Origin of the sequence: Amycolatopsis sp. NPDC005961 (genome assembly GCF_040629235.1) — a bacterium.
GTDB lineage: Bacteria > Actinomycetota > Actinomycetes > Mycobacteriales > Pseudonocardiaceae > Amycolatopsis > Amycolatopsis camponoti.
This window is the reverse complement of the sequence record NZ_JBEXVF010000152.1, coordinates 1-4,235: the sequence shown is the minus strand read 5'-3', so window position 1 is coordinate 4,235 and position 4,235 is coordinate 1. Positions and strand designations below refer to the sequence as shown.

The 4,235-nt window shown below is 72.6% G+C and carries 4 protein-coding genes; 2 read left to right on the top strand and 2 right to left on the bottom strand.

Annotated features, from left to right (window positions below; genetic code table 11):
- Together ABZ342_RS48840 and ABZ342_RS48835 are read left to right on the top strand one after the other, a co-directional pair.
- Positions 1–681: ABC transporter ATP-binding protein (locus tag ABZ342_RS48840; protein WP_360488910.1), on the top strand; the 681-nt coding region annotated here is incomplete at its 5' end.
- Positions 678–2,927 (top strand): ABC transporter permease, encoded by a 2,250-nt coding sequence (locus ABZ342_RS48835; RefSeq protein WP_360488908.1) that lies wholly within the window; start codon positions 678–680, stop codon positions 2,925–2,927. The genes ABZ342_RS48840 and ABZ342_RS48835, both read left to right, overlap by 4 nt.
- Positions 2,928–3,027: 100 nt before the next feature.
- On the opposite strand, the gene trmB is transcribed toward ABZ342_RS48835, so the two are convergent.
- The gene (gene trmB / locus ABZ342_RS48830; protein WP_360488906.1) at positions 3,028–3,723 is read right to left on the bottom strand and encodes a tRNA (guanosine(46)-N7)-methyltransferase TrmB; all 696 of its coding nucleotides are present in this window, start codon (positions 3,721–3,723) and stop codon (positions 3,028–3,030) included.
- 62 nt (positions 3,724–3,785) lie between these two features.
- The gene (locus ABZ342_RS48825; protein WP_360488912.1) at positions 3,786–4,232 is read right to left on the bottom strand and encodes a hypothetical protein; all 447 of its coding nucleotides are present in this window, start codon (positions 4,230–4,232) and stop codon (positions 3,786–3,788) included.
- Between the last annotated feature and the right edge of the window lie 3 nt (positions 4,233–4,235).

The following is a 4,235-nucleotide window of genomic DNA, read 5'->3' as shown; positions in this document are numbered from 1 at the left end:
TGGACGAATGGGCCGGTGCTGTCCGGCCGTGGGCTGGTGAAGCGCTACGGCGCGCAGTACGCCCTGGCCGGCATCGACATCGACATCCAGCCGGGCGACGCCGTCGCGATCGTAGGGCCGTCCGGCTCCGGCAAGACGTCGCTGCTGCACGTCCTGGCCGGCATCCTCCGGGCCGACGACGGGCAGATCCTCCTGGCCGGGCAACGGATCGACCACCTCGGCGAGAAGAAGCGCAGCGAGCTGCGCCGCACCGAGTTCGGCTTCGTCTTCCAGTCGGGGATGCTGGTCGCGGAGCTTTCGGCCGAAGAGAACGTCGCGCTGCCTTCGCTGCTGGCCGGGCTCGGCCGCAAGGAGGCCATCGACGCCGGCCGCCGGTGGCTTTCGCGCCTCGGCCTGGCCGGAAAGGAGCGCCGCCGCCCGGGCGAGCTGTCCGGCGGCGAGGCTCAGCGCGTCGCGATCGCGCGGGCGCTGACCCACCGGCCGAAGGTGATCTTCGCCGACGAGCCGACCGGCGCGCTCGACACGCGCACCGGCCGCGACACGATGGACGCCCTGCTCGGTGCCGCCCACGAGACGGGCGCCGCGGTGCTCGTGGTCACCCACGACCGCGAGCTGGCCGAGTCGATGCCGAAGACCGTCGCGATCCGCGACGGCCTGATCGCGACGAGGCAGGCGGCGTGAACTCGCTCCAGATCGCCCTGCGGGTGCTGAAGGTCGACCGGCGGACCCGGACGTCGGCGATCCTCACCGCGATCGGGGTGGCCGTCGCGACCGGGCTGGTGCTGCTGCTGGCGACGCTGCCGTTCGCCACGCAGCACCGCGAGCAGCGCGCCCTCTGGCAGGGCGAACACCACTCCGGCTACCAGCTCGACGGCCCGCAGAAGATCCTCTTCACCTCGTCGAAGGACTACTTCGACGGCCAGCAGATCATGCGCGTCGACGTCGCACTGACCGGCGGCGCGACACCCGGGTCCATCCAGCTGCCCGCGGGGGTGCCGCAGCTGCCGGGGCCGGGCGAGACCGTCGTGTCGCCCGCGCTCGGCCGGCTGCTGCAGGCCCACTCGGCCGACCAGCTCGGCGACCGGTTCGGCAAGCCCGTCGGCGCGCTCGGGGAGGACGGCCTCCGCTTCCCGGAGCAGCTCGTCGCGCTCGTCGGGCACACGCCCGACGCGATGCCGGAGAACGCCTACCCGATCGCGGGCTTCCCCGCCGGGAAGGCGAGCGCGGACGGCCTGCTGACGCTGCTGTCCTGGGTCGGGATCATCGTGCTGCTGGTGCCGAGCCTGGTGCTGGTCGCGTCGTCGGCGCGGCTGACCGCGGCCCGGCGTGAGCGACGGCTCGCCGCGATCCGGCTGGCCGGCGCGACGCCGGGACAGGTCACGAACATGGTGGCCGCCGAGACGACGTTGTCCGCGGGCATCGGCGCCGTGCTCGGCCTCCTGATCAGTCCGGCCCTGCACGGCCTCGCGTCGTTCGTGCCGTGGGCCGGCGGCACCTGGCTCGCGTCCGACTTCGCGCTGCCGGTCGGCCTGACGGTGTTCATCGCCGTGGCCATCCCGGTGCTCGTGGTGCTGGCCGGGATCCTCGGCCTGCGCCGCGTGCTCAAGAACCCGCTGTTCGCGACCGGCGGCCACACGAAGAAGCCGTTGCACTGGTGGCGGCTGCTGGCCCTGCCCGCGGCCGGGCTGTTCTTCCTCGTCGCGGTGACGACGGCGAAGGACTCCGGCGGCATCACGATGGTCATGGCGGGCCTGTTCCTGCTGGTCGGCTCGGCCGCGATCGTCGGGCCGTGGGTGACGTCGGCGGTGGGCGGCACGTTCGTCCGGATCTGGCGGCGGCCGTCCTCGCTCCTCGCCGGACGCCGCCTGCGTGACGACCCGAAGAGCGCCTACCGGGCCTCCGCCGGGATCGTGCTCGCGGTGTTCGCCGGGTCGATGGCGCTGACACTGCTGCCGACGTTCGAGTCGATGGCCGGCGGCGGGCGGTCCTTCCAGGACTCCGTCCTCTACGTCGACACCGACGCCCAGCACGCCGGCAAGATCGTCGACCAGGCCAACGTCTCCCTGGCGAAGTACGGCCAGTCCGAGAAGGCGGTCGCCGTGGGCGAGATCTACCTGGTCCAGGGCGAGAGCTCGCACCGCAGCGGCCACCGAGCACTGGTCATGACCTGCGCCGACGCCGTCAAGCTGACCCGGTTCGGGCTCACCGCCGAGAACTGCACCGGCGGTCCGGCCGTCTTCGGCGAGTCGGCGCTCGACCTGGCGCAGTACAAGATCGCCGACAACTGGGAAGGGCCGGCCTCGCCCGTCAAGTCGGGGACGCGGGCGGAAGCGATCCACCTGCCCGACCCGGACCTGGCCGGCACGTCGATCATCGACCCGGCCGCGCTGCCGGACGGCTTCACGCCCCAGTACGTCACCGTCGTCGCGCCGACCACCGACGCGAACCGCGAGGTCGTCCGGACGGCGCTGGCCGCGCCGGCCGCCGGCGAGGAGGTCGGCAGCCGCGACCAGTACCTGTTCAACCAGCAGACCGAGCTCGGCGACCTGCGCCGCGTCACGGTGATCGGGCTGGTCGCGGCGGGGATCCTGGCCGGTTGCAGTGCCGCGGTCGCGACCGCGGGTTCGGTGATGGACCGCCGCCGGACGTTCGGGGCGCTGATGGCCGCCGGCACGCCGGTGCGGGTGCTCGCGAGGGCGCTGCGGATGGAGGCCGCGCTGCCCGCGCTGGTCGCCACCATCGGGGCGGGAATCGTCGGGGTACTCGTCGGTGTTGGGCTCTACAGCATGGTCGACCCACGCGGCATCGTGCTGAGCCCGTGGCTCCTGGCGCCGGTGGTGCTCGGGGTCGGGGTGGCCCTGCTCGGCGCGTCGGTGTGCACGCCCGCCCTCAAGCGGGTCCAGGCCGAGCCGCTGGCCGAGGAATAGGACGTTCGCCCCTCTGTCGGGGGAGGGGCGAGCACCGGGGGTGGTGAGCTGAAGGGGACCTTTCTCCGCGGGGATCCGGGGAGGGTCCCCTTCAGCGTTTCTAGCGCTTCTCGAAGATCAGGTCGTGCGAGACGCGGCCTTCGACGTCCGCGCGCTGCTCGAACTTCGTCACCGGCCGCCACTCCGGCCGCGGCGCCCAGCCGTCGTACCGGTTCTTCAGCGCGGGTTCGGCGGAGCAGACCTCGAGCATCTGCTCGGCGTAGTTCTCCCAGTCGGTCGCCATGTGGAAGGTGCCGCCGGGCGCGAGCCGCGACGCCACGAGCGCGGCGAACGACGGCGACACGATCCGCCGCTTGTGGTGCTTCTTCTTCGGCCACGGGTCCGGGAAGAACAGCCGGACGCCGTGCAGCGTCCCCGGCTCGACGTGCTCGGTCAGCAGGACGACGGCGTCGCCGTGCAGCAGCCGAAGGTTCTCGACGCCCAGCTTTTCGGCGCGCAGCATCAGCTGCCCGAGGCCGGGGTCGTAGACCTCGACCGCGACGTAGTTCAGCTCCGGTGCCGCGGCGGCCAGCTGCGACGTCGTCTCGCCCATGCCGGAGCCGATCTCGATCAGCACCGGCGCCTCGCGGCCGAACCACGCGGTGAAGTCCAGTTTCCCGTCGGGCAGCTCGCCGACGGTGCGGCCCACTTCCGGCCACAGCTCGTCCCACGCGCGTTGCTGCCCGACGGTCATCCGGCCGCCGCGCTTCACGTAGCTGACGACGCTGCGCAGCCGGGGTTGGTCCTCGTTCTCCACCCATGGAATGTAGCCGGGCGCGCCGCGCCTCCGTTGAGGGTGGTGGCGAGGGCATGGATGGATTAACGAACGGCTTCGATCTCCCCGAGACGAGACCGCAGCCCGGCCAGCCCGGCGATCGCGATCGGGTCCGGCGTCGCCCCGGTGTGGGCGGGCAGGACGTCGATCCAGCCGGTGTGCCGGTCGGTGTTCATCACCGTGGTGGGAATCGCGTGTCCCGATTTCCCGCGTTCGGACGGCATGAACTCCCAGTAGCCGGATTCGCCGTCCGCGGCCCACGGGACGAATTCCCAGCCCGGCCGCCTGCCGAGCAGCTGCGCGATGCGGTCCTCGACGCGGAAACCCTGTTCCCGCGAATCGAGGGTGCCGTCGGCCACCGCCCGCAGCCACCACGGCGCGGGAATCTGCCCCGCCATCCCGGCCGAGGCGCGGCTGAGGTTGCGCACCGGGTAGCGGCGGCTGTGCAGCAGGCTGACGACGCGCAGGACGCCGGCAAGACCGCCGACCACGTG